The organism is Candidatus Woesearchaeota archaeon (genome assembly GCA_018303405.1).
Taxonomy (GTDB): Archaea; Nanobdellota; Nanobdellia; order Woesearchaeales; family JABMPP01; genus JAGVYD01.
Genome location: JAGVYD010000009.1, coordinates 206533 through 231779, shown reverse-complemented (window position 1 = coordinate 231779; position 25247 = coordinate 206533). Strand labels below are relative to the sequence as shown.

Below are 25247 nucleotides of genomic sequence, written 5' to 3'. Positions count from 1 at the left end.
GCAATCAGCAGGATGCAAAAGATGAGACTAAACAACAAATGGGCAGTATTGCTTGCGCTTGTATTTGGCCTGGCATTAATATATAGCTATGCTTCCATAGGCGCCGGGCTCAACTGCACAATATCCACTGCAGGGACATGCAGCGATTCATCTTACCTTTTTTTCAGGAATGACTCAGCAGGCTATTACAATGCGCATGCTGAACTGCCTTCAGTGGCAAGCTATCCCTTTGCTTTGTGCTGCGACGCTTCGATGTCAAACAATACGGTCAATACTTCCTGCTTTGGGACAAAATTCCTTAACCTTAACAAGACAACAGACTCCCATGCCCAGATTTCCACTTTCAGCTCATACAATAACAGCGCCTGCATAAATTCTGTTTATGGCAACATTACATGTGGCCATTACAACGACACATGCCCTGCAAATTACTCTTGCCTGACATCAATAGCATCGTCAGTAGCAACTGACAACAACGATACAAATGCGCATGTTGGCTCTTGCAGTGAGTACAATAGGAAAATCTGCTGCAGGCTGAATAATCCGCCAAATTCCATGAACCTGACTTATCCTGCAAACAATTCCATAATAACAAACCGCACTCCAAATTTCCAGTGGAATGCGTCTGATTATGACAATGATACTCTTCAATTCAGCCTTTTCATAACATGCCAGGGCGGCTGTGCAGTTGACAATAGGCAGTACAACCTTATCAACTACTCAAATTATACTATCCCGGCTGACCTGAGATATTTTGGCGATGACAATTACTGGTACCAGTGGTGGGTTGTTGTCTACGACAGTTTCGGGAATGCGAAAAACAGCACTGTCTTCAATTTTACAATGAATTCGCTGATCAGCCTGACCCTGGTTGACAGCACAGTTGATTTCGGCAGCATGCTTATAGGCCAGAGGGACAATACAACTGACCTTTCCCCCCCGCCGTTTCTCTTGAGGAACGACGGCAATTCCTATGTTGATGTGAACCTGAGCGCCGAAGACTACCTCTGGGACAGCGAGCAGTCAGCGTCTGCGTATTTCCAGTACAAAGTTGCGAACCATTCAAATGAGTCTGGCTCTTTCAACTGGTCTGCTTCAACAACAGGCTGGACAAATGTCCCATACACAAATGAGACTTTCCTGAAGCTTCTCAATTATTCAGATGCAAATGACACTGCTGTGATAGACATATTGGTTGAGGTTCCGTTGCTTGAGCCTGTTGGAAGCAAGAGTGCGACAATAACATTCACTGGAAAATATGTGAAGAGGGAGGACTGAAGGGAATGAAAAAAACAATCCCGGCAACAGCTTTGTTGATAGTCTGCCTAACCCTGGCCGGCCTGTTGCTGGTCCTCCCCTTCCCCTTCGAAAAGAAAAGCAGAATCGGGCTGGATGTTGCAGAGGAGAGTGATGCCTGGCGCCTCAGCAACCCCGGCGACACTGAAATTGAGGTCACTGTAAAGGCAATTGGAAGCGGCATCACGGGCTTTTCCGTGAAAAGCCTTGGAGCAGGGGAAAGCGACTGGATAGACAAAGAAAATGTGACGCTCACGGCACGGCAAAAATGAGAAAGGAATGGATAATTCGGATGATTGTATGCTTGGTTCTTCTAGTTAGCCTGGCAAGCGCAGCCAATGCGTTCGCCATCAGCCCAGGCAGGACAACTGTGAATTTTGAGCCGGGGATTATTAAAGCCGTGAAAGTCAAGGTCATCAATTCAGAGGCTGCTGATGTCAATCTCGTGGTGTTTGTGAACGGCCCATTGGCAAAGTACGTCACGCTTTCTGCTGAAAGGATACAAATGAAAAAATCAGACAGGGAATTTGAATTCACATATACCTATAATCTGCCGCAATCATTGCCTCCGGGGCTGAATGATGCTGAAATCACTGTCAGGGAAGTTAGCGGGGTAGAAACAGGGAAAACAACTGTCAGCGCATTGGTCGCTGTTGTGAGCCAGCTACATGTCCTGGTGCCGTATCCTGGGAAATATGTCCAGATGGAATTCATGGTAAAGGACCAGGGCGACAAGGTCAAGTTTTACCTGCCATTGAGAAACCTCGGGACTGAAAAAATTGAAAGCGTTGCATCTACGATAATAATCTATGCGCCCGACGGCAGTGAGGTCAAGAGGATTATTGGAAGCCCTGTCAGCCTTTTCTCAAAGCAGAATGTTGAATTGCAGCTTGACTGGGAAGTTGAAACCGGACCGGGCCAGTACAGGGCAGTTGCTGTAGTGGAATATGATGGCAACAGCACAATGGCTGAAAAGGAGTTCCTTGTCGGAGATTTCTTCTTGTCGCCGGTTGATATATCAGTGAACAGCTTCACTCTGGGCGAGATTGCCAAGTTTGATGTCCTCCTGGAAAATATAGGGAACAGCAGAATTGATGACGCGTCAGCAAGAATCCAGTTTTTTGATTTGGATGGAAGAAAAGTCGCTGATGTTTCAAGCACTCCATACAGCATTGAGCCAAGGGAGAAGAAAGCATTGCCCGCATATTGGGAGACTGTCGGGATTCTGGAAGGCAACTATGCCGGGACCCTTGTGATGAGGTATGGAAGCAAGACTTCTGAAAAGCAGATAAGGGTGATTGTGGAAAAGGATGCCATAAGGGCGGAAATAATAGGGATAACAGCATTGGCAATTGCTGCGCCGGAGTCCGGCAGCTCAAAATTCAGCCCAATATACATACTGATCGGGGTCTTGGTTATAGGAAATGCGCTATGGGCATGGATGTACCTGAAAAAGAAGAATGCCCCTCCAGGCGCCTGATTGCCTTTCTGTGCCACTTCTGAATAGAAAAATTTAAATAGTGCATGTAACTTGGTATGCCCAGCATAGTAAGCAAGGTGAAAATCATCGACGATGAAAGATTGATTTCAGGCATTCCAAATACGAGGCTTGTTGTTATTCTGGTTGTTATCATGGGCCTGGCAGTGGCAGGCAGCCTTTTCGGCTTCTTCAATGACAGGATCACTGGCATGGCAACAACTGGCACAGTCCAGGTTACAATCACAGCATTGTCTTCTTTGACAGTCAACAGCAATGTTAATTTTGGGAATAGCTCAATCTCGACAACTTCCCCAAACACTGAAGTTTCATCAGAGACAGCAGACAATTATGCGACTTTCAACAATTGCACTGGGCTCAATGGTGGGCTTTCAGGTGGTGATACTGGCAGGGACTGCACAGGCATGGAAGTTGAGAATGACGGCAACGTTAACATCAATGTGACCATGTACTCAAGCGTGGATGCTGATGGCCTGTACACCGGAACATCCGGCGGCGCTTTCAGGTATGCTGTGCTGGACGGAAACAGGACCAAGAATGAGACTGAATTCCAGATAATGGGCACATCATATCACTTCAATACTTTCCAGGATGGGAATCTAATCAATGTATCATGCAGGAATAATGTAGGATCCAATGTATCAATCCAGCCGCAGGGCTCAACACTGAATAGCAGCTTCATAAACTGGACCACAATCCCGACATCAGCTGCGCTTATTTGCGGAAACCTAAGCTGGGGAAACATGAACGACACAATCACAGTTGAATTCAACTTGACATTGCCGCTGGACGAGCCAACTGGCACAAGGTCAGCTACAATAACATTCACTGCAGCACAGGTGTAAGGGATATGGAAGAAATGCCAATTCAGGGTGCGGGATCAATGGATGTATCAAAAAAAACTGTTGTAATCCTTTTAGTTATTACGATTGTTGTATCTGTTTTGGGCGTCTGGACTGTGCTCGACAGGGCAGATTATGCCCAATCAACAAGAGTGCCGGTTGTTCAGGGCCAGGTTAGCTTGAACATTCTTCCTTCTGAGCCTGCTTCAGCGCAAGAAGCTACTGCATCCTCACCGTAGCGTGCCTGGGGTCATTTTATGAAAGAAATATCAAATAGCTGGCTAGTTGCATTGCTCACGGCAACCGTAACCCTTTCTGTATTCGGGACTGTGCTGAATATGGGCATTATCAAGGATAGCCCGGTCATTCCATGGATTACAGGCCGCTTGTCATATGGGACAGTCACAATTCGGATAACCAACCTTGTTTCCTTGTCCATACCTGCAGAGGACATTGATTTTGGCTCTGGCCAGATTAGCCAGGCAACAGACCTGAGCACAGAGCAGGTAAATCCAGGGACATTTAATGAATGCATCGAAAGCTCTGGCTCATACTCGCACCCTTATGACTGCAGGGGAATTCAGATCGAAAATACCGGCAACAGCTATATCAATATTACATTAAGCTCTTCAGCTGATGGTGATTCTTTCTTTTTGGGCGACAATGCGACTGATGAGTTCAGGTTTGCTGTTGTTGAAGGCAATATATCAAGGGCAAGCGTGGACAGCTGCAAACTAAACGGTAATGACGGCCTTTCCTTGTTTCCGCAATCAAGCTCATACTCAACAGGCTTCATGAACTGGACACCCATAAACAAAAGTTTTATTTATACCATATGTCATAATTTGACCTATTCAACTGATGACAGGTCGCTTGTTATTGAAATCAACATGACTGTGCCTGCTGATGAAGGCGACTATAGTGTTGGCATGCAGAGGGTTGCATATTTAACTTTCGTCGCAGCAGAGATAGAATAAGCGCTGGCTTGGCCGTTGCGGGGAACAGGAGCACTGACGTCAACGCAGGCACAAAAACAACAGTAATAAAAAAACAGCAATACAATGTCAGCAAGAAAAACTGCCGGGAAATTGAGCATTCTTTTCATTTTAGGAGTGTTGGCCTTAAGCTTCATTGCCATTGTTTCCATGGATGCTGCTGCGCTTGGAATCAGTGTAAACGTCGAAACTGAATATGCGCCAAACATCACACGGCAATTCAACATTTGCTTCAGGAACAGCAAAAATATTCCTGATGAGATTATGGTTACTGTTGAAGGCCCGTTAAAGGATTACATAACACTGGATTTTGAGCCCAGGTTTGTGCTTCAGCCTTTGGAAACTGTATGTCAATCATATTATGCGCATATGCCTGCTGAAATGAAGCAGGCTGGCAGGGTAGCTACCCACATAGTTGCAACTGAGATTCCTGAAGAATCCGATAATGGCGGATTCAATTTCAATATTGTTGTAAGCGTCATGCACCGGCATATCTGGAATGTGCCTTATCCTGGCAAATATTTCGACTTCACTTTTGATTCATTCAATGCAAGGGAAGGTGAGCCGGCAAGGTTTGTTTTGGAAGGCATTAGCAGGGGCACAGAGATGGTTAAAAAAGTGTCTGGCTATGCGGAGATATTTGATGCCATATCAGGGAAAATGGTTGGCTCTGTCCAATTCACCGAGGCTGTATATGTAAATCCATTGGACAAGGTCAAGCTCAAGGCATCTTGGGACACTAAAGGGCAAAAGCCTGGCGCATACATGGTCAAGGCTTATTTTGATTATGATGAAAAATCCGAATACTATGAAAGATTCTTCCAAATCGGGGAATTAAGGGTTGATGTTGTCAATTATACAAAAACAGCCTATAATGACTCAATAAACAAATTTGAGATAGAGGTTCTATCCAACTGGAATGACCCGGTAACAGACCTTTATGCAGAGGTAACTGTTAAAAGAGGCACATATGAGTATCACTTTACAACGCCAGTAACGCCAGTTAAGCCATTTGGAAGTGCAGTAATCAGGTCATTCTGGGAAACAAAAGGGACTGATGTTGGCATGCACGACATTGAAATAGAATTGCTTTATTCAAATGCCACAAGCATAACAACTGGCCAACTGGAAGTAGTGCCCAAGCCAGAGGAAAAGCCAGCGCCTGTGAATACAACTACGCTTTTAATAGTCATTTTCATAATAATGGCCATCCTGAATGCCTGGTGGCTGATGAGAAACAGGGGCAGGAAGGAGCAGGCTGAAAACAAACAGGTTGCATAGGTATTTAAGCCGCAGCTGTTAACAAATATCCAGAGGTTAACAACTATCGGCAGAAGATATGGATTTTTGGCTTGATAACAGCAGAATAATTAAAAGTGTTCGCTTTGAACAAATCCGGGGGCAAAATGAAAAAAAATCAGTTAGTTCTTTTGATGGTCATGGTAGCCTTGACAGCAGCTGCCATCACTTATGCTGTTCATTCCTTGTTTATCCGGATAGAAGTGCAAAAAATTCCCACAGACGCTCTTTTTTCCTATGATTATGGAGTGGGATTCAACTTGAATAAGGACAGGCTGCATTTTGGCCGCATGCCCATTGGTGGCTCAGGAACCAGGTACATTACTCTGGAAAATACTGAGAATTTCAGGATTGAGATAAGGATAAGTTCTGAAGGGGAAATCAGGGAATTTTTCATAGCCGAGCCTAACCCAGTGGTGCTTGAGCCAGGTGAGATTGCCAATGTTAATTTGACAGTCAATGCTCCCAGCTCTGCTTCACCAGGAAATTATACTGGCAATGTTCTGATTGATGTTCGAAGAAAGTTGTTATAGTCAGAGTTTGGGATTCATGTGCATAATACAATCTTTATTATAAGCCATATTGCATCTAAGCTGTATATGAATGTATTATGCGCATTATATATGAGCTATATAATATAAAGTATGATATGGAGTAGAGTATTAGTACAGGGAGAGGATAGGGACTATGTCTGAATACTCGAAAAAATTATATTCATATATGTTGATAATCAACAAACAAGTAATTATATTATGAAATTGTTGATAATAAATATAAAAAAGTTTATATAGTAGTTTAGTTGATAATAAACAAGTATGGTTTTGTGGCAGTCTGAATTAACAGGGTTTATTGCATCAAGAAGCGATGTTTCTGATATTATAATTCTCGAAAGTGGCTTGCAGCTGCTGATAATATGCAAGGGGTCTCCTGCAGGCATTGAAAAAGCCCTCCGAAAATTCCTGGCCTTGCCACCTGGCTGGAAAGTCAGTTTATTTGAAAAAGATGATTTAGGCAACCCAGCCAAGCTGAATGCATTAATGCATGGCTTTAGCATCAGGCAAAACAAGGATATGTCTGAAATCTTTGGCCTGGAAAAAAAGGCGATTGTTTCTTATGATTTGAGCAGCCTTGGCCACAGCAAAAAAACAATTTTTGGCTATGCATTGAAAGGCCGTGGAGGAAAATCAAAAGCAGAAGGCATGCTGCAAAATATTTCAGGCGAGACAATAGGGCGAAACAGCGTGTTGGTGCCAAATAGGCACTTAGCCAAGATAACCGAATTTCTTGCATTTTGGGATGTTAAATTCACTGTAAAGGATGTCCTTATTTCAAAGGCCAATGCTGTGAAAAAGCTCGAGAAACCGGAAGGCGGGGTAAAAAATGGGGCATAAGAAGGCTGTAAAGCGGAAAGTGAAAAAAATGGAGACTGGCCTGGATTTAATTATGCCCAACAATATAGTGGCATTGGTTGCTATTGCATTGTTCATCGGTGTTATTGCTGTAAATTATGCAATTTATGCCGGCACGGCCAAATATTCCAATGCGCCGGCAATCCAGGGCCAAGTGACTGGCTCTGTCAGGTTCTGCATCAATACTCCCCCGAACACAGGGAATTCCTGCCCCACTCACGTGAATGTCAGCAGCTCATACTATTGCAATATAAGCGCAAGTGATGATGATGGGCACAATATAACATACTATGATAGCACTGGTTTGTATAATGTGACTGAATTGGGTGTGATTTCATTCATCCCGTCAATCAGTGATCTTGGCCAATTCCATACAATTGTCACAATAGCCGATAATTCATCATGCAGCAATGCCAATACAAGCAAAGATGTGAATTTCAGCATTTGCCTTGAGCCAACCTGGGATAATTTCAGGAATTATGAGACAACCAACCTTACATTGTTTGACTGCTGGAACAATGTGGCAGATTTCAGGCTCGGGATGCCGAACATGGCGTCAATAAATTTCACAGAGGATGTTGGCATAGATGGGTATGATTTCGACTCATATGCAAACTTGAGCAGGAATTTCATGAACATAAACATTACTTATCTCCCCGGGCTTATGACAGGAGCACGAATAACTTTCTATAATCTTACACTGGAATCGCCAACTATAATCCATGATGGCGAGGTTTGCTCCATGTTTGATTGCATTGCATTGAGCCTTACGAACACAAGCATCACATTCTTTGTATTTGAATTGTCTGGTAGCTATTATGTCACTGAGCAGAATACAATCCAGGTTTATGATGACACCCGTTATTATGTAAGATATTCTGGTGAGCAGGTCAAATTTTATGCCAATTATACTTATATGAACAACCAGCCATTGACAGGCGCAGACTGCAATCTTTCCTTTTACAGCTCTGGCGCTTATGATGCCGGGCGGCCAATGGAATATAATGATACCACCAAAGTCTATGAGTACAGCAGAAATTTTTCCAGGCCGGGAAATTACACATATCGGATAAACTGCAGCATCACTGGCAGCCATGCAAATGACACCTCTTTTGCCACAATAACAAACAGGCCGCCGGTCCTTGCCAACTATCTTCCAAATGAAACCTGGAACCAAAATACAATTTTGACTGGCCGCGACCTGGATGATTATTTCATGGACCCGGACGGGGATAACCTGACTTACACATACACAGCCTTGGCGAATATAGTGATAAGCATAAATCCAACCACCCATGTGATAACCCTGACTCCAGACCCGGCATTCTATGGGAATGAAAGTGTGTATTACATTGCCACTGACAATTTCGCGGCAAAAACAACCAGCAATCTTGTAGGGCTGACAGTGATACAGGTAATTGGCGCATATTCGCCTGGCCCTGAAGTTGTCCCGGGGGGAGGGGGAGGGGGCGGCGGAAGCGCGGCCCTGATAGCGCCGTGCACCGAAGAATGGAAATGTGATGAGTGGGGGCCGTGCCTGCCGACATTTATCCAGGTAAGGCAGTGCACTGAGATGAACATAGAATGCAAGACAACCCTCAAAAAGCCGGAATTGAGCAGGGAATGCTCATATTTCCCGACCTGCACTGACCGCATAAAGAATGGAAATGAGGAAGGTGTGGACTGTGGGGGGCCTGTTTGCCCTGCCTGCGCAAATTGTTTTGATGGCATTCAGAACCAGGGCGAGGAAGGAGTGGACTGTGGCGGGCCGTGTGACAGGTGTGCAAGCTGCCGTGACGGGTTCAGGAATGGGAATGAGGAAGGTGTGGACTGCGGAGGAAGATGCGCTGCATGCCCCTCCTGTTATGATGAAATCCAGAACCAGCATGAAACAGGGATTGATTGCGGCGGCGAATGCCCTGTATGCCCAAATTGCGGGGACGGTACCAGAAACGGAGGAGAGGAGGGTATAGACTGTGGAGGGCCATGCCAGCCATGCGGATTTTTTGAGGCAAGAAGCCCTGGAAGGGTCAGTTTTTTCGCAATATCCTTGATGCTGGTGCTGGTGCTAATAGCCATTTATGTAATGAACAGAAAGCGCATTGACAAGTTTGTCACCGAAGCCAGGCCTTTTGCCATGCCTGTCAAGAAAAAGAAGGTCAAGAAGCAGGAATACTTTGCCCAGCTGGAAAAGGATTATATCAGCAAGATTGCGGTGTTGGAGCAGAAAGTGCAGCTGTTGGACAGCAAGAGCATAATTGAGATGCTCAACGGCCTGTTTTCAAGGATTGTCTCAGATTTGCTCGGCATAGGGTATGAGGCATCCTATGATGAGCTGCGGAAGGAGATGTCATTCAAAAAGATGGACTCCAAGAAATTTGAGACAGCAAACAAATTCATGAAAGAGATGGAAGAGCTTAAGTTCAGCACTGCAGAAATTGACAAGAACAGGGTCTTGGCATTGTTGAAGGAATCCAAGGCAGTTGTGCATGCTGTGGAAGAGACTGCCATGAAGTATTTTGCGCTTGGCCTGGAAAGCATGGAAATGATAATCGACCAGGTTGAAAAACTGATAGCCCAAAACAGCCCAACCGAAGAAATAAGGGAGCATTATGGGAAGCTGATGCAGAAGTACAAGATGCTTTCCGCGGAAGATAAGAAAAAATACTATGACAAGATCATGTCAATCGGCCTGGAGCTAAACAAGAAAATGAAAATGGAAAAGATGATGTGAGTACGGAATGAAAAATATGAAATGAGGCAAAATGACAAAAAATCCGCAGGATAAGATGGGCAGGGAAACATATGCCGAAAATAGGGTGGCCTCTGCATATTTCCTGAGTGGAATGGTTATTATTTTTGCCCTTTCTGTTGCATTGAACTCATACCCGGTCTATGCTGCCAAGCCTACATTTGACAATATCAGCGACGGGGACACATTTACAATTGCCGAGGATTCATTGTTCACCTATTGGATAAATGCCACTGATGCCGACCTTGAATACCCATTGAATTTCCAGTTTACAGCCAACAACCTAAGTGCATTCAGCCTTGTTGATTACGATGCCCAGCGCGGCCTGATGAATTTCACCCCTGAAAATGATGATGTTGGGGTTCATGGGTTTTATCTTGTGGTGGGAGACGCAGGCACGCCCTCTGAGTCACAGTCAGTCAGCGTAATATTCAACGTGACCAATACTAATGACCCGCCCAATATCACAGGGTATTACCCTGTTTCCCTAGAGCAGACAGCCACTGAAAATGTCAGCACTTTGCTATTCAATTATACTGCAGATGACCCCGACCTGGATTATGGGGACAATCTGACGTCAAATTGGATGGTTGATGGGGCAGTGGCCAGTGTCAATTCAAGTAATTTTACCTATTCACCGTCTTTCTGCGACTTTGGGCTCCATAATATTTCCCTGAACGTCAGCGATGTAAATGGAAGCTATCGCACTGTTAATTGGACCCTGAATGTCACAAACACGAACCGGCCGCCGCAGTTTAATGCCAGCCTGCAATTGCCTAACATAACCTGGCAGGAGGACAACAGCCTTATTGACAATATAACATTATCAGTCTTTTTTAGTGACAATGATGCCCTTGAGTGCAATTCATCGAATGCTGACACAATAACCTATTCTGTCTCAGGCAACTCCAGCATTGCCGTGGTAATTAACCAGACAACAGGCAATGTGTCCTTCTACCCAACAGGCAATTGGTCCGGCAATGAGACAGTAGTCTTCACAGCAAGTGACTCATATGCAAGCAGCGACAGCAATTATATTGTGCTGAATGTGACAAATGTGAATGACCCGCCTTACCTGGCCTTTGAGCAGAACAAGACATGGGCAATTGGCATTGCTTACACTGAGCAATTAAGCGCTTCAGACCCGGACGAGGCATACGGGGACATCCTGAACTTTTCATATTCGGTTAATGGCTCTTTCCCGGCATTTAGCATGAATTTGTCCGGCTACATTAATTTCACGCCAACTGCCCTGGACCAGGGTGATCATGCTGTCAACATCACCGTAAATGACAGCTCAGGCCAAATTTCATATGCAATCAGGAATTTCTATATCATACAGAATGACCCGCCATTCATAGTCCCTATTGCAAACCAGGCAGGCACTGAAAATGTTTTGTTTAACCTTACAGCCTATGCGTCTGACCCCAACAGCGACAGTCTTACTTTCAGCTCCAATTATTCAAGTTTCTCGACTGTTTCATATAATTCCACAGCTGGCGGGTTCTATTTCACCCCTTCAAACAGCGACGTTGGCAACCATACAATAAATATTACTGTTGCCGACGCATATGGGTTTACCAACAATACTGTTTTCAACCTGGAAATTCTTGATGTAAACAATGATCCGGCAATGGGAACAGTTACAAACCAGGTTGCCAAGATAAACAGGAACTTTGTCTACTATGTGAATGCCACAGATGCTGATAATGACGTGCTAAACTTCACCTCCAATTCATCATTGTTTAATGTGACCCTGCTTACATTGACTGGAAGTGGCATGATTAATTTCACGCCGGATATCAGCCAGTCTGGAAATTACACATTTAACCTAACGGTCTATGACGGGCTCAATGCCTCAAGCACTGTATTGCTGAACATAACAGTGACTGAAAACAGGCCGCCTGTCCTTGCCGCAATTGCAAACCAGACGGCTTACACAGGGACCATGTTCAGCGCCAATATTTCGGCCTACGACCTGGATTTCGACCATGTGAACATATCAGTGAATTACAGCAGGCTGATGTTCTCAGTTGTAAATTCATCGACAAAAACATTCTTCTTTAACCCGGTAGTGGGGGATGTTGGCAACCACACAATACTGGTCCTTGCCAATGATTCTGACCAGGGATACGGCAATTTTACTTTCAATTTGGAAGTCATAAGGCTGAATCATGCGCCATATTTCGCAAATGCCAGCAATTTCACGTGCACGCTTAATTCAAGCTGCGGGTTCAATATAACTGCATATGATATTGACGGTGACACACTTAGCCTGGTTGAGAATATGTCAATTTTTTCCATAGCTACAGTAAATACGACCATAAACACCACCACATTCCGCTTGAATTTTACGCCGAGCAACATCTCGCGCCTGAATTACATAGTCAATCTTACAGTGAATGACTCTGAGAAATTGAACTACACCCTGATATACATTGTGATTAACCAGCCTCCAGTCATCAATAGTTATGCGCCCACAAGCCTCGCAGCATCCATAAATGAAAATGGCACCGTGCTGTTCAATCACACATCATCTGATCCAGAAGGCTATAATTTGACATACAGTTGGCAGCTTGCTTTGGAGAATGCATCATTGGTAGCCGCTTGTGGTTCATCGAGCGGCACAAACCAGACTGCCTGCGAAGCCAATGCGAGATGTGAATGGCATTCATCTGCTTCAGGGTGCCTGCCCATAAATAGATACGGGTCTTACACAGAAAAATCAACAAGTGGCAATTATACCTATTCTGCAGGCTATGATTCAGCGGGCAATTATAGTCTTGTGCTGTTTGTTTTTGACGATCTGTTGGCAAACTCAAGCATTGCCTGGAACATCTCAGTGGCCAATGCCAACAGGGCTCCAGTTTATGGAAAGATGATGCATGATTCATACGCCGAACTATATACAGGCAACTTCAATTTTACAAACTTGACTGGAGAAGGGTACCTCAGGCTGGAGATTAATGGCTCAAGCTACATCTCCAAGGGGGAGTATATTTCGCCCACTATAGACTTTTCAGATGCTGCCACAGAATTGGCTTACACATCTTTAAGCTATACTGGGTCAATGCCCAATAATACACTGCTGGCTTTCTATACGCAGACCAGCGACGACGGCGACTTCAACGGATCTGCCTGGAGCAGCGCAATAACCGAGAATAATAGCCAAATCACATCTGATGTTTACAGGTATTTAAGATATAAAATTGCCTTCAACACCTCTAACCTCAATATCACACCGAATGTCTCATCCGTAAGCATAGGGTACACTGCACCCAACAAGACATGGAGTAAGAACACTGTGCTCCTCAACTGGATTGACCTTGATGACTATTATTATGATTTGGACAGCGATGACAGCATCAATATTTCCGTGACCGGCAATGATGATATTAATGTTGAAATAGATGCGGCGACACATCGCGTTAACCTCAGGCCTTCAAATGACTTTGTGGGGACAGAGGTGATTACATTTGTCTTTAATGACGGCTACGCAAATGTATCAAGCAACCGCATTGAGATAACAACAATCTCCAATTCCAGTGACTCCGCGACTGTGCAGCCGGTTGCTGTCGGAGGGGGAGGGGGAGGAAGCGGCGGCTTTGTGGCAATTGAGGAACAGACTGAGCAGAGGCAGGAAGAGAAGGAGAAAGAGTTGGTGAACTATGAGATAATTGTGCCTGGAATCCCTGTTTATTACTCCAATGGCACAATAATAACACCGGTTGCCATTATCAATACTGCAAACGAGACATTTTCTGGAATATATCTCACTGCAAGCAGCGATAACAGCAAGGCAACGCCCATCTTGTCTGAGACCTATATTGAAGCCTTGGAGGTCGGCCAGCAAAAAGAGGTGAGCCTTACACTGACCAGCGAAGATGTCTATGGCACATTTGAAGTTGTAATTGAAGGAAGGGTGCAATTGCCTGCGTTTACCGATAGCGCGAAGATAATTTTAAGCAGCATAGAAAAGGGTGAGGTAAACAAGTCCCAGGTCAACACAAAAATAGCATTTGTCAGGGATCTCCTGAATGAAAACCCAGAATGCCTTGAATTGAATGAGCTCCTGGAAAGCGCCAAAACAGAAATTGCCAGCGGCAACCTTAACAGGGCCACGCTGATTATTGATTCTGTGATTGAGAGCTGCAAATATCTAATAACCAATAAGGAGGCAACAGTGGAGAAAAGGTCCCCGCTCCGGGACGCATGGAAACAGGTTAAATCATTAATCCAGTCTCCTGTGGTTTATCTGACTGTATTGACAATAATATTTTCCGCAAGCATGATTCTGTTCTACTACCTGTACCGTAGGCCTAAAGTGGAAACTTAGGTTGATTGGATTTGATTTGGGCGCCAGTTGGAATGATAAAGAATGGGAGAGAGGGAAAGCTTTGGAGTGCATTTACGCTCACTTTTTTCCCTTATTTGCAATCCTGAATTTTTCGTGCAGCTTGGAAATGTGAAAATCAAGTTCCTTTTGCTGATGTGAAGAAAGCATGGCATGCATATTCATTATTGTGGTGTAGATTTCAGATGCTGTCTTCGTGTCACCATGCTTAAATGCCCTTCTTGCCTGATTGATTAATGTGATTATTTGTTCCGTGTCATAATCAACATCCAGTTCGTTCTTTTTGCGTTTAAATAGATTGAAAGGCGTGCTGAGCCACTGCATCCCCCTTATTCCCTTTGTTTTTTTACGGTTTTCTGGATCAACTTTTTTTCGGATAAGAAGATTGTTGCAAAGCTCTTTGGCCAGGATCTTGAAGTGATCGGCCATTGCCTTGGCTGACTCCATCCTTGTTACTGGAAAAAAATATTGGAGGTTGGACAATTTTTCAATAAATTCTATAGTTTCATTCCTGAGCCCGGGATACAGGCTCCGTTTGCTTATATCCTTGACAAGCTCTTCCAGTGTGATGCTGTTTTTGAGACCATAAAGCCTGGTAAAAAAATCAACAACAAGGCTTGTGAGTTTCTGTGCGTCGTTTTGGTCTATAGAATTGAGCTCAGAAATTGTATGGGTATATAATTGGATAATTCGATCGCTCTCGCTTATCACCTCTTTTTTGGCTGTAACTGGCATAAGTGTGTAGATTAGTTCTGTCTATATATCTTTTTCGCAATTATCCCATCTTGCATGATTTGGCATTAAGGGGCAATGGTTTGATTGGCCGCAGAGGGCATGAGAATAATATATGTTATTAGGGGTATGTTATTTGGGGCACAGTATATACATAAATTTAAAAATGCCTCTCAATGCCTGGTTGATATGGCAGATTATGAAAACATGCTTGACAAGGCCCGTGACAAATTGCCAGAGCATATCCTGAAAAGTGAAAGGTTTGAAATCCCCAAGGTCATAGGCCACATACAAGGAAATAGGACCATTATTAGCAATTTCAGCCATATTGCTGATTCTTTGAGAAGGCCTGTCGCTCATCTGCAAAAATATATTCTGAAGGAATTGGCAACGCCCGGTAACCTGACAAAAACAGCCCTGATTATTGGCAGAAAGGTTTCTGCAAGCATGATAAACCAGAAAATTTTGCAGTACGCTGATTTGGTTGTCTTTTGCAAGGAATGCAAGAAGGCCGACACGAAAATGGAAAAGGATGGGGATGTGACATCCATCAAGTGCATGGTTTGCGGCGCCAAGCACCCTGTTAACGCAAGGATTTAGAGTCTGAAGCCGGCCTTTCCATTCTTAAAGAAAGCAATACAAGTTTGTCAAGAACTGCCTGCTAAAGCAGGCAGCGTGTTTGGATACTGCCTAAAAAGTGAGCAGTTCTTGATCATCATGAAAATGTTCACATTTTCATGATGCTGGAAATCGAAGATTTCCATCATGCTCAGAAATCGATATTCTTTAACCGGGCTAAAGCTCGGAGCGTGTGAAGTCGATTTCTGACATGTCGCCCGGGTCGCTCGTTCAGACCCTGCATTTTCCACTTTCTGGAACGCCTAATGGTTTTCCGCCACCAGCCATGGACTGGTGGAAAATGCAGATTTTATTCTGCAGAGGGTGGCTCAATGTCAAACCAAGCGCCCAGCCCTGCCTGCCTTTCCGGGTCACGGCCAAAAACACCCTCTATTCTCCGCTTGGTAAGCTCCAGTGTCTGCTTGAGATAGCTCGGGACCCCGTATTTATTTGCCAGGCTGATGCTTGGCTCGAGGTATTTCAGCACCGAGCCTTCCGCTATTGTGAATAATAGCTTGCCGCCGCATGCTGTGCACTTTCCAGCCAATGGCGGCCTCCTGAACTTTTTATTGCATTTGACGCAGCGGAATTCCTGCTGCGAAAATTTCCTGAGGTTCCCCTTGGTGTCGCGGAGGAAATGCTTTTCAATAACCAGGCGGGCCACGTCGCTTTGGTCAACTGCCCTGATCTTTTCAGCAATGTCCATCTGGCCTTTAAGCTTTTCTTCCATGCTCGGCAGGGTCTTGTAAGCTGAGCACTTTATGCCGATGTTTATGCTGGAGACATCATGGGTAAACCCAAAATTCTCATACTGCGCTTCTGTGTTTAGCCTTTTTTTAACCTGTTCCACCTTAACTTCCCAGGTTGGCTTGTAATTCATGGCTGCCTCAAATAGTTCAAGGGGGTATTTCCATGCAATGTCCAGGCCCTGCACCATATCATCAACCTCTGCCGGAACGAGCTGGGAGGTCAGCACCAGCGGGGAGTCCATAGTGCGGCTGCCCCTTTTGTCAGGGAGGAATTGCCTTGAAAAATTTAGCAGGCCATCCATCAAAAGCATGACACAGCATTCGTCACCATCGCAGTCCCTTCTTAGCGCGGCATGCCAATAAGGGTGGGCAAAGCACGCCTGCGTTTCTGAGAATCCTATTATGCGGCCTATCATGCCTGCTGAGATATGGGGCGCCAGCCCAATGACCAATTCCCCAATCAGGTGGTCCTTGCTCTTGAAATCATAAAATGGCTCCATCTTGTAGAAATTTAGGAGCAAATCATCGATAAATTTTGAGGTCCTGAACAGGATATCATCAGCTGACTCATCTGTGCCGCCTAATGATGCTGGCAAGATTATGTCTTGTGGCTTAAGTTCAATAATCTGGTTCTCGTCTTTGATTTTGTTTCCATGAATATCTTTGTCATAGCCAAGCTGTTTCAGTTTGCCCAGCGAAATTCCGATTTCCTTTGGCTTGAAATGAGTTAGCGGCAGTTCAGTCATGTCATATCTGACTGTGCCATCCTTATTGACATACAGGTCATATTTTGCCCTGAAAATGCCTTTTGCAAGATGCTCTGAAACGTGGTTTCTGTTGGAGGTCCCCCTCACCCCTTTTATCAGGTCAGGAAAAGTTTTCATCCCGATATTTTCCAGTTCGGCATCAAAATACTCCTTGATTGCTATGCTTCTGTGCATAAACCCAGGTATTTCTCCATGCCGTGGGCAGAACGTTCCAGGAATTTTCCCGCAGATTTTGCAAAAGCCAACTTTCTCTGTTGGCCCCCTGCATTTAATACAGACCGCGAAGATTGAATCAGTGCCGCATTTGGGGCACTGATAGCTTGGAAAATCTGCTGTCACCTTTCCGGACTCCAATGCGGACTGAACGCTCCTAAGCCTCCCTCCTTCATCCCCGATAGGAAAAAGTGCATGCGGGCTGTTTGACAGCCTTCTCATTTTGGCCTTTTCTGGCCTGCCCATCCTGGCTCCGATGAAAGTGCCTGACTTGTCCTTTATTTCCATCTTGGACAAAGCATTGATTATTGCCAGCACGTTGTCCGAAGGCATTTCCTTGATTTTTAGAAGCGCCATCCTGGCATCATTGCTATTTTCTATGCCCAAAGTGTGCATCACTGCCAGGCCATTGTCCCTGTCAAGTATAACTAGTTCCTTGCTGGCCACAACGCAAGGCAAGCCAATTGTCTCCGCGTGCTTTTTGGCATCTTCAAGCGGCAATACAATCTTGGCTAACCCCCCATTCTCCTCAACAACCTTCATCTGCTGGAGCCATCCGGCAAACTCTATCAATTCCTGTTTGCTCAGTATCCCCCAATGATAAGTGTAATAAGGATGCAAAGGCATGCCAAAAGTCTTGGACAATGAAATTGATTGTGATGCATCAATCTTGGTTGTGTGTGGGTTATCGACAATGGAGATTATGGTCTCGGCCGGGACAGTAATGCCTTTGGCATTCTCAATTTTATTTTTATCTGCAGCTTCGGTAGGGCCAGCGCCCATTGGCAATTTGTCTTTCCATTCAGCCCCGAATTTTTCAATCAGCTTTGCCTCCATCTCCGCTGAAAAAATATCTTCGTTATAGCCGGCAGGGACCAGGACATGCCCATTTTCTGAAAAATCACCATAACTGGACAGAATGTCCCCAAGGAAAAGGATTTCCTTGACAAATTCCGCGCACCTTTTTGCATCAGTCTCTGTGTCAACCCGGACTACCGAGCCATCTATGAGCTTGACTATGGGGCCTTCTATTGCGTCGTTTGGTGTTAATGCTGTGGCTTTCCCCGGCCTTTCAAGCTTCAGTTGCGTCCCTGTTGCAATGTATTTGTTGAGCAGGTGCATAGTGGCAGGATGTATTGAAGCAGAAGAAAATCCTGAAATCCTGGACCTGCCATATCTCAGCCTGAATCCGCCTGCCCTCATAGGGTAGGTCAGCACGGGCCTTCCTGCCACAAGGTCCTGAATGTAAACATAATTGGGGGTTATTTTCCTTTCCTTTGTTGTTTCTTTTGTTTTTCTTGCCTTGACAGCTTTTTGCAGGTCAAGAAATTCCTGCATAAACCCCCAATGCCCCAGGCCAAAGTCCTTCCCCCACTTATTGAGCCTGAGCCATAATTTTGGCGCCTTCTGGCAGAGCCCTTCAGCAATTACAAGGCACAGGCCCCCCCGGATATACCTTGTTTCCACCCTTGGCAAATCCTTGTGGTTTGAAACCTGGAATATTTCAGTGGGCTCGCCATTGATCTCGACTGGCAAGTGCTTGGCCATGAACCTAAGCTCGTCTTCGCTCGGAAAATATTGCAGGTTTGTGACGCGTTCATGGTAATCTTGGATTTCCCGCACATAGCGGCTAATCTCCTCTTCTGTCGGGTCATAGGTGTCATATCCCATGCATTGTCGGATGTAGTCCCCCAGCACGACTGAAGTTGCTGCGGCAGTCCCGCCGGCCCCCCTTACGGGCCCGGAGTACCATAGGGAAAGGTATTTCTTGCCATCCTGCCTCTGCTTGATCTTTAAAAAAGTAAATCCTTCCAGCGGCGCAGACACAATCCCCAAAGTCAGGTAGGCAAACCCGACCCTTATCCCTGCCTCCATTGCTTCTTCTTCTGTATTGAATTTGCAGAATTTCTGCTTGGCAACATCTTCTGCAATTTTGAATGCAACTCTCCAGTCAAGCATGTTGTATTGTTTCTCGTACTCATAAATCTGCTCGACCATGCCGCTTCCGGCAAGGTTCGGCGAAACTTCCCTGACAAGTCCTTCCACCCGCTCAGCCATGTTCTTTGCCAAGATGATGTCAACGTGGTTTTCAGGATCCAGCATCCTTAACCTTGCCTTTGTTGCTTGGTCATAGGCCTTGTCAACCTTTTCCTGCACATTCCTGAAGTAATCCTGCATGGCCGGGCTTGCTGCTTTCATTCTAAAACCTCAATATCCTCATTTCCCTTGTCTTTAAGTTGACAACGGGCACACGCCCAGGCTCTGGATGGTGCCCAACTTTAATCTGGTAGTTTGTGATGTCCTGCCAGCACGAGCCGCTGATGAGGGTTGTGGCCTTGTACTGGGAAACTGATGTTTTGTGAAGGTGCCCTGTAACGAAAAAATCCGGTACTTGCTCTATCACGAGTATGTCTTTTTCAGAGTCGGGAATGTAAAGCGTCGATGTGTGGGTTGGCGCCAGGTGCCTTCTTTCAAGAAGATATTTCATAACAAGGTCTGCCCGGTCATACCCGCCACTTGTCCTTATCTGGTCTATATTGGCGATGTAATAATCAAAACTGTAACCATGGTAGATAAGCACATCAAACCCGGAGAAATTTTCTGAGGAATGGATATTGACAAAGCTTGGATTGCTGACATATGTTGCATTTGGAATTTGCAGGAACCTGCCAGAAAAATCAGGATAAAACGGCGGCTGCGGCTCTTCAATCCTTAAGGCGTCATGATTCCCCGGGCAGATGATAAGGTTGATGTGTGATGGTATTTTGGAAAACAGCTCAAAGCATTTTTCATATTGCGCGTTTACATCCTTTATGTTTTGGTCCAATTCCTGGTTGGGGTATACTCCTACGCCATCAACAATATCCCCCAGAAAAAAGATGTATTTTGTCTTGGCCGCGATATTTCTTTGCTCGTCGTTGCCTGATTCTTGGTTAATCCATTTCAAAAAACGCTCAAACTTTTCTTCCAGGAAATGGTTGGAGCCGACGTGGAGGTCAGATAGGAACAGGGCGTAAGTCTCATCATTGCATTTTTTCATTTCTTTGTTGGGTATGTCAGGATGGATTATGTTGTTGGCAAAAATGACCTTGTTGGAATTTGCGCCTGTGACTCCGAGAATTTCGTCTGGGGTGATGTTGCATGCAAATGAAAAAAGCCGGGGCTTGGTTTTATTGACGATTATATTAATTTCCCCAGAGGGGTCTTCTATTGTCATGCTCATATTTCCGTTCTTGGTCAGGTTAATTTCCTTTACCATGCCAATCACGGAAACTGTTTCCTTGTCCTTCTTGGTTAGCACGCGGGATATTGATGTTACGGCGCCAAGTTCCTGCCTGTTTCTGAGCAGCTTTTCGATGGACCTGTACCTGGCATTGAAATACCCGACAAAATCCTGAACTTCCCTCTTTTTGGCTTTCTCCGAATAGGAGTGCACAACTTTGATGGTTCCAAGCAGGGCGTTTCCACGAACCCCGTGCATATGCTCAGCCAGGGGATCCTTGGGCCCAGGGTCTGAACCTGGCGAAGCAATTTCAAGAGCGGAAATCTGCCTCTTTTTTTCAATATAAACCGTCTTGCGTTCTATTTCTTGCGGGGAAAGCTCTGCCAGGTCTTTGGTGTTGTATCGCGCTATAACTGCCATGTCTTTCCTTGCAAGGTCCAAGGGATTTACAGCTGAGAAATCATCAATGCTGTCCAGGAATTCCTTGTTTAGCAATACTCCATTGCGTATGCATTGGTCTATGAAATTCTTTTTTTCCAGCAATTTTGTGTTACCCATCTTGTATTTCCAGCGCCTCCTTCAGGAGCTTTTCCATGTTGCCCTTGAGGTGGTGTGGTATTGATAAAGAGATTTCACGTGTCCTCCCATATCTGCCCTTGGAGATTGTTCTTGTGCTGATTATCCCCTGCATATCAAGCTCGGCAATGATGTCGGAAATTCTGCGGATTGTCAGCGGCCTTATATTTGTCTTGAAACATAGCTTTTTGTATATTTCATAAACTTCGCCAGTAAAAATGGTTTGGTTCTCCTTTGGGCTAAGCGCAACGATTGAATATAACAAGGTCTGGGTCTGGCGCGGCTGGGTCGCTGTTATTTCAAGAACCCTTTCTTTCTCAAGTTTTTCTTCTGCCTGGTCTACATGCGTAATTTCAACGGTTTGCGAGCCTTCCCTTTCTGCAACTTCCCCTGCGACCCTCAGAAGGTCAAGGGCCCGCCTTGCGTCCCCATGCTCCCATGCCGCGAAGGCTGAGCATTTTTCAATAGTGCCTTCCCCTAAAACATTTTCCTTGAATGCCTCTTTCCCTCTCTGCTTTAAGATTTGCTGAAGCTGCACCGCATTGTACGGCGCGAAGGTGACCTCTTCCTCGGAAAGGCTGCTTTTGATTCGCGGGTCAAGGTTATCGGCAAACAGCAGATCGTTTGATATCCCCACAATTGAGATGTGGCTGTTATTGAATTCGGAGTTTGCCCTGGTCAGGTTGTAAAGTATTTCGTCCCCGCTTTTCTTGATGAGCTGGTCAATCTCATCCAGGACAATGATGACCGATTGCCTTTGCCCGTCTATTGCATTGAAAAAGGCCTTATACACCTCATCTGTGGGCAGGCCTGTTGCAGGTATTGCCTTGCCAAACTCCCGGGCAAGTTGCGCAATGAGCCTGTACTCGGTGTCCGCAATTTTTTTCATTTTGCAGTTTATGTAGAGGATTTTGACTGGGATTTCCTGTTTTTTTGCTACCTGGCTTATTTGCTCAGAAACATATTTGACACAGAGTGTTTTGCCTGTTCCGGTTTTGCCATAAACAAAAACATTTGAGGGAGTTTCTAATTTTAGGGAAGGCGCCAGTATATTAGCCAGCTGTTGTATTTGGCTGTCCCTGTGTGAAATAGACTCCGGCATGTAGGTCGTTTGGATGGCTTTTTTATTAGCAAACAAAGACTGTTTTTTGAGAAAATTTTCAAAAAAGATGCTTAACCCCCTTTGAGCCATGATTTTCCAGAAGAAGCGGGGGCTTTATATAGTTTTGTGTGCTCCAGTATACACCACACCCCTTCATTTCCTATGGAAACCATTTATTCAGGGGTTTTTGGTTATGTTTTTGGTTATTAAAGGGGGTTTTTTCTGAATTTTTTATGGGTTTTGGAATAGGAGTTATATATCATTCATTAATTATATTTTTATCTCCTTTCTGGTATTTTTTATTGTGTACGCACTTTTTATATATTATAATATATTATATATTATTATTTTCTATATAGATAATAAATAATAACAAAAAAATGATGAGCCAACAAAACCACATTTACCCGGAAAATTAAAAAATTTAATCATAAATAACCCCAAAAACAACAAAAAATAACCCCGAACCATCTAAACACATACCCCGAAGCATCTTCCAAATCTCCATAGGAAACAACACCCTCTCAAACAGGCCCACCACAAACCCCCCAACTCTCCCCTTCTACCAATATGCCACAAACCAGAAATTGTCTGCTATTCCATTACACTAACTGCGGTATTTTATAGGGCCCCACCAGAAAACCAGACTAATAATCCAAATAAGAATCAGGCCGTATAAACTAAGCATAAAATAAATAGAAAAAAGGATTATCTCCTTTTCTTCCTGCTCATGGCTTTTTCTATGTCTTTTTCTTCCTGCTCAATTTTCAGCTCTTCCTGCATTATCCTGTATGTAATCCTTTCTATATTGTCATCCATTCGTGCAATTCTTCGCTCGAGAAGGACCAGAATCCTGAGACTGTAAACAATTGCGGCCAATGTGCCGATAATTATCGATAAAGTAACAACTTCAAGTTGGTCAAGTGCCATTCATATCCCTCCTTTTTTTATGTCGCCCAATATGACTTCACATATATGATAATGCACCAATTGTACACGTACTAATATAAAAAACTTTCTCTTAATGTCCTCTAAGCCCTCCGAGCTTTCCTTTTCCTATTTTATCACTTCTTCCAGGAGCAAGCCTTTGATTTTGGCGATATCCTTTGTTATTGCAGACCCCTTCTCAGTTTTTGCAAGGTCCTCCAGCGTAAGAAACAGCCAGTCCTCTCCTTTGAATTTCACAGCAACCCACGGCTCTGCGCCAAAGACTTCACCAAATTTCCTGATCTGCGCGATTTCTTCATCCTCAAAGTACTTCCTGTCATCTTTGGTCATTTTTGCCTCAATGACTATTTTTCTCGTTCTTGTGCCGGCAATGATATCGGGGCTCGGCAATCGCGATGAGCCTGACCCCGGGCTGCGGATTGCAGCCCATCCATTGTCCCAGAATCTCTTTACCAATTCTCGTTCTCCTGCCGTGCCTTTGCTTTTATGCGACATTTCAATCCCCAAATCCCCTCAACTTTTCAAGCAATAAAAATGTTTCCCAAACCTGCCAAAACCAAAGAATTTATATAAAAATCACGCAATAATTAGCATATGTCTGTATTGTTGCCAGCCATCACAGGTTAAGCGCAATGGGCCAAAAAAATATCAAAAGAACCTTGCCACTCGCGTCAATGGACAAGATTTTGAAAAAATCTGGCGCTGAAAGAGTCTCAGACTCAGCAAAAGAAGAACTTAAGGTGTATCTTGAAGAGATTGCTGAAACCGTGAGCATTAATGCCGTGAAGCTGGCTGGCCACGCCGGTAGAAAAACCATCAAGGCTTCAGACGTAACTCTTGCCATAAAATCCTAACAATTAATAACCTTAATCCTGTTGTGCCCGGCAATCTCAGTCTGTTCTTGCCATTTGAACCAGGAATTCCCTTTGGCCATCCATTTCTACCGATTAAGTCCTTCTTCCTATACCTTGACCTTCAAGAAATCATATGCACAAAGCACATTGCTGAAATGCGCTTTTGCCTCCTCCTGCACTTTTTCAGTTGTCTTGTATCTTTGGCTGAAATGCGTCAGGACAAGCTTTTTTACATTTGCTGTGTTTGCAATTGAAGCTGCCTGGACCGCTGTCATGTGCTTATACTGGCTGGCCTTCTCATGCAGGCCCTCTTCATAAACAGACTCTGAAATCAGAAGGTCTGCATCCTGTGCTAGTGTGATGCAATTTTTGCAAATGGCAGTATCGGTTATATAAGCTATTTTCTTGCCTTTGACAATTGAAGTGGCTTCCTCTGCAGTGACTTTTTTCCCTTTCCATTCTATATCCTTGCCCATCTGCAACTTCCCGAGCAGGGGTCCATCAGGTATGCCAAGCTTTTTGACGAATGGAACACTAATCCTCCTTCTATCCTTTTCCACGAAGGCATAGCCGAGCGTCGGCACATTGTGCTCCAGCTCCATTGCCTCCAGCGCAAAGCTCTCGTTCTCAAAAAATCGGCCGTTCTCGACCTCAACAATTTTCATGTCCAGGACCCGGTCAAAATAAAATGAATGGGCCATATTCTCAAAAAATTTCTTGGTTCCTCTGGGCCCGTAAATTTCAATGGTCTTTGGTCTGTCCTCGCTTCCGATAGTCTGCAATAAGCCGGGCAGCCCGAGAACATGGTCCCCGTGCCAGTGCGTTATCAGTATTTTTGTCACTTTTGTGGGCTTCATATCGATTGCCCTGAACTGTCTTTGCGTGCCTTCCCCACAGTCCATTAGGATGCCTTCACCGGCATAGCTAATCAGGACTGCCGCAGGATTCCTTTCCTTTGTGGGCTTCATGCAACTTGTGCCCAAGAATAGCACTTCAATCATGGAAAAAGGCAATTCTGCA

At 44.7% G+C, this 25247-nt stretch carries 20 protein-coding genes; 13 read left to right on the top strand and 7 right to left on the bottom strand.

Annotated features, from left to right (window positions below; all coding sequences use genetic code 11):
* The first annotated feature begins 21 nt into the window (after nucleotides 1-21).
* The 11 genes from J4227_02745 (at nucleotide 22) to J4227_02695 (ending at nucleotide 14427) form a co-directional block, all read left to right on the top strand.
* Nucleotides 22-1278: a hypothetical protein gene (locus J4227_02745; GenBank protein MBS3109423.1), complete on the top strand. Its 1257-nt coding sequence runs from the start codon at nucleotides 22-24 to the stop codon at nucleotides 1276-1278.
* 5 nt (nucleotides 1279-1283) lie between these two features.
* The gene (locus J4227_02740) at nucleotides 1284-1568 is read left to right on the top strand and encodes a hypothetical protein (protein MBS3109422.1); all 285 of its coding nucleotides are present in this window, start codon (nucleotides 1284-1286) and stop codon (nucleotides 1566-1568) included.
* A 32-nt stretch (nucleotides 1569-1600) separates the two neighbouring features.
* Entirely contained in the window at nucleotides 1601-2776 is a 1176-nt protein-coding gene (locus tag J4227_02735; protein MBS3109421.1) for a hypothetical protein, read from the top strand.
* 56 nt (nucleotides 2777-2832) lie between these two features.
* The gene (locus J4227_02730; protein MBS3109420.1) at nucleotides 2833-3639 is read left to right on the top strand and encodes a hypothetical protein; all 807 of its coding nucleotides are present in this window, start codon (nucleotides 2833-2835) and stop codon (nucleotides 3637-3639) included.
* Between the two features lie 5 nt (nucleotides 3640-3644).
* Nucleotides 3645-3875 (top strand): hypothetical protein, encoded by a 231-nt coding sequence (locus J4227_02725; GenBank protein ID MBS3109419.1) that lies wholly within the window; start codon nucleotides 3645-3647, stop codon nucleotides 3873-3875.
* An 18-nt stretch (nucleotides 3876-3893) separates the two neighbouring features.
* On the top strand, nucleotides 3894-4613 hold the full coding sequence (locus tag J4227_02720; protein MBS3109418.1) for a hypothetical protein: 720 nt from the start codon (nucleotides 3894-3896) through the stop codon (nucleotides 4611-4613).
* Between the two features lie 84 nt (nucleotides 4614-4697).
* Entirely contained in the window at nucleotides 4698-5912 is a 1215-nt protein-coding gene (locus J4227_02715) for a hypothetical protein (GenBank protein MBS3109417.1), read from the top strand.
* A gap of 125 nt (nucleotides 5913-6037) precedes the next feature.
* On the top strand, nucleotides 6038-6463 hold the full coding sequence (locus tag J4227_02710) for a hypothetical protein (protein MBS3109416.1): 426 nt from the start codon (nucleotides 6038-6040) through the stop codon (nucleotides 6461-6463).
* A gap of 282 nt (nucleotides 6464-6745) precedes the next feature.
* Nucleotides 6746-7321, top strand: a complete 576-nt coding sequence (locus J4227_02705; GenBank protein ID MBS3109415.1) for a hypothetical protein — start codon at nucleotides 6746-6748, stop codon at nucleotides 7319-7321.
* Nucleotides 7311-10073, top strand: a complete 2763-nt coding sequence (locus J4227_02700) for a hypothetical protein (GenBank protein MBS3109414.1) — start codon at nucleotides 7311-7313, stop codon at nucleotides 10071-10073. The genes J4227_02705 and J4227_02700 overlap by 11 nt, the downstream gene beginning before the upstream one ends.
* A gap of 31 nt (nucleotides 10074-10104) precedes the next feature.
* Complete coding sequence (locus J4227_02695) at nucleotides 10105-14427, top strand: hypothetical protein (protein ID MBS3109413.1); 4323 nt, start codon at nucleotides 10105-10107, stop codon at nucleotides 14425-14427.
* A 78-nt stretch (nucleotides 14428-14505) separates the two neighbouring features.
* Here the strand turns inward: J4227_02695 and J4227_02690 are convergent, their stop codons facing one another.
* Nucleotides 14506-15180: a hypothetical protein gene (locus J4227_02690; GenBank protein ID MBS3109412.1), complete on the bottom strand. Its 675-nt coding sequence runs from the start codon at nucleotides 15178-15180 to the stop codon at nucleotides 14506-14508.
* A gap of 186 nt (nucleotides 15181-15366) precedes the next feature.
* On the opposite strand from J4227_02690, the gene J4227_02685 reads away from it, so the two are divergent.
* Nucleotides 15367-15777: a translation initiation factor IF-2 subunit beta gene (locus J4227_02685; protein ID MBS3109411.1), complete on the top strand. Its 411-nt coding sequence runs from the start codon at nucleotides 15367-15369 to the stop codon at nucleotides 15775-15777.
* Nucleotides 15778-16105: 328 nt separating this feature from the next.
* Here the strand turns inward: J4227_02685 and J4227_02680 are convergent, their stop codons facing one another.
* From J4227_02680 to J4227_02660, 5 genes are all read right to left on the bottom strand, one after another.
* A complete protein-coding gene (locus J4227_02680) occupies nucleotides 16106-19723 on the bottom strand; it encodes a DNA polymerase II large subunit (protein MBS3109410.1) in 3618 nt (1205 codons plus the stop codon).
* A gap of 1 nt (nucleotide 19724) precedes the next feature.
* On the bottom strand, nucleotides 19725-21305 hold the full coding sequence (locus tag J4227_02675; GenBank protein ID MBS3109409.1) for a metallophosphoesterase: 1581 nt from the start codon (nucleotides 21303-21305) through the stop codon (nucleotides 19725-19727).
* Complete coding sequence (locus tag J4227_02670) at nucleotides 21298-22515, bottom strand: ORC1-type DNA replication protein (GenBank protein ID MBS3109408.1); 1218 nt, start codon at nucleotides 22513-22515, stop codon at nucleotides 21298-21300. The genes J4227_02675 and J4227_02670 overlap by 8 nt, the downstream gene beginning before the upstream one ends.
* 618 nt (nucleotides 22516-23133) lie before the next feature.
* Complete coding sequence (locus J4227_02665) at nucleotides 23134-23355, bottom strand: hypothetical protein (GenBank protein ID MBS3109407.1); 222 nt, start codon at nucleotides 23353-23355, stop codon at nucleotides 23134-23136.
* Between the two features lie 126 nt (nucleotides 23356-23481).
* On the bottom strand, nucleotides 23482-23868 hold the full coding sequence (locus J4227_02660; protein MBS3109406.1) for a Holliday junction resolvase: 387 nt from the start codon (nucleotides 23866-23868) through the stop codon (nucleotides 23482-23484).
* Nucleotides 23869-24005: 137 nt separating this feature from the next.
* On the opposite strand from J4227_02660, the gene J4227_02655 reads away from it, so the two are divergent.
* The gene (locus J4227_02655) at nucleotides 24006-24227 is read left to right on the top strand and encodes an NFYB/HAP3 family transcription factor subunit (GenBank protein MBS3109405.1); all 222 of its coding nucleotides are present in this window, start codon (nucleotides 24006-24008) and stop codon (nucleotides 24225-24227) included.
* Between the two features lie 107 nt (nucleotides 24228-24334).
* On the opposite strand, the gene rnz is transcribed toward J4227_02655, so the two are convergent.
* On the bottom strand, nucleotides 24335-25228 hold the full coding sequence (gene rnz / locus J4227_02650; protein MBS3109404.1) for a ribonuclease Z: 894 nt from the start codon (nucleotides 25226-25228) through the stop codon (nucleotides 24335-24337).
* Between the last annotated feature and the right edge of the window lie 19 nt (nucleotides 25229-25247).

What these genes read in the sequence shown, in the direction of transcription:
- J4227_02745 (MBS3109423.1), top strand. Translation starts at nt 22, where the DNA reads ATGAGACTAAACAACAAATGGGCAGTATTGCTTGCGCTTGTATTTGGC.
- J4227_02740 (MBS3109422.1), top strand. Translation starts at nt 1,284, where the DNA reads ATGAAAAAAACAATCCCGGCAACAGCTTTGTTGATAGTCTGCCTAACC.
- J4227_02730 (MBS3109420.1), top strand. Translation starts at nt 2,833, where the DNA reads ATGCCCAGCATAGTAAGCAAGGTGAAAATCATCGACGATGAAAGATTG.
- J4227_02725 (MBS3109419.1), top strand. Translation starts at nt 3,645, where the DNA reads ATGGAAGAAATGCCAATTCAGGGTGCGGGATCAATGGATGTATCAAAA.
- J4227_02720 (MBS3109418.1), top strand. Translation starts at nt 3,894, where the DNA reads ATGAAAGAAATATCAAATAGCTGGCTAGTTGCATTGCTCACGGCAACC.
- J4227_02715 (MBS3109417.1), top strand. Translation starts at nt 4,698, where the DNA reads ATGTCAGCAAGAAAAACTGCCGGGAAATTGAGCATTCTTTTCATTTTA.
- J4227_02710 (MBS3109416.1), top strand. Translation starts at nt 6,038, where the DNA reads ATGAAAAAAAATCAGTTAGTTCTTTTGATGGTCATGGTAGCCTTGACA.
- J4227_02705 (MBS3109415.1), top strand. Translation starts at nt 6,746, where the DNA reads ATGGTTTTGTGGCAGTCTGAATTAACAGGGTTTATTGCATCAAGAAGC.
- J4227_02700 (MBS3109414.1), top strand. Translation starts at nt 7,311, where the DNA reads ATGGGGCATAAGAAGGCTGTAAAGCGGAAAGTGAAAAAAATGGAGACT.
- J4227_02695 (MBS3109413.1), top strand. Translation starts at nt 10,105, where the DNA reads ATGACAAAAAATCCGCAGGATAAGATGGGCAGGGAAACATATGCCGAA.
- J4227_02690 (MBS3109412.1), bottom strand. Translation starts at nt 15,180, where the DNA reads ATGCCAGTTACAGCCAAAAAAGAGGTGATAAGCGAGAGCGATCGAATT.
- J4227_02685 (MBS3109411.1), top strand. Translation starts at nt 15,367, where the DNA reads ATGGCAGATTATGAAAACATGCTTGACAAGGCCCGTGACAAATTGCCA.
- J4227_02680 (MBS3109410.1), bottom strand. Translation starts at nt 19,723, where the DNA reads ATGAAAGCAGCAAGCCCGGCCATGCAGGATTACTTCAGGAATGTGCAG.
- J4227_02675 (MBS3109409.1), bottom strand. Translation starts at nt 21,305, where the DNA reads ATGGGTAACACAAAATTGCTGGAAAAAAAGAATTTCATAGACCAATGC.
- J4227_02670 (MBS3109408.1), bottom strand. Translation starts at nt 22,515, where the DNA reads ATGGCTCAAAGGGGGTTAAGCATCTTTTTTGAAAATTTTCTCAAAAAA.
- J4227_02665 (MBS3109407.1), bottom strand. Translation starts at nt 23,355, where the DNA reads ATGGCACTTGACCAACTTGAAGTTGTTACTTTATCGATAATTATCGGC.
- J4227_02660 (MBS3109406.1), bottom strand. Translation starts at nt 23,868, where the DNA reads ATGTCGCATAAAAGCAAAGGCACGGCAGGAGAACGAGAATTGGTAAAG.
- J4227_02655 (MBS3109405.1), top strand. Translation starts at nt 24,006, where the DNA reads ATGGGCCAAAAAAATATCAAAAGAACCTTGCCACTCGCGTCAATGGAC.
- rnz (MBS3109404.1), bottom strand. Translation starts at nt 25,228, where the DNA reads ATGATTGAAGTGCTATTCTTGGGCACAAGTTGCATGAAGCCCACAAAG.